The sequence below is a fragment of the Psychrobacter sp. W2-37-MNA-CIBAN-0211 genome (assembly GCF_040309405.1).
In the GTDB taxonomy this organism is placed as follows: Bacteria; Pseudomonadota; Gammaproteobacteria; order Pseudomonadales; family Moraxellaceae; genus Psychrobacter; species Psychrobacter glaciei.
In genome coordinates this window covers 1-278 of record NZ_JBEOOU010000151.1, presented here as the reverse complement: position 1 = coordinate 278, position 278 = coordinate 1, and the positions used below count along the sequence as shown (strand labels likewise).

1 pseudogene is annotated in these 278 nt (G+C 43.9%); it reads right to left on the bottom strand.

Going from position 1 to position 278, the window contains the following annotated elements:
* Positions 1–278: pseudogene (locus tag AAEY72_RS14690) on the bottom strand (hypothetical protein); the annotation flags it as partial.

The window sequence follows — 278 nt, the reverse complement described above, 5'->3', positions numbered from 1 at the left end:
GACTCATTGTGAAGTCGTGTACACAAAATCCATATTCTGTGACATGAGCAGCAGCTTGCTCAAGGGTATTAAACTCTTGAGCAGTGACTGGAAGATGATTTTCCACTTTACCTAAAGGGCCAAAAAGCGCTTTCGAGGGATCAATCCTCTCTGCCATAGCGACCATTTCATAGTCAGCCATGTGGTTATAGGTGCGATTTTGTTTTACATCCGCTCTACCAGACCATTTAGCTATTTCAAGGTTGGATAAACCACCCCGCTGTGCAATAGTATTGAGC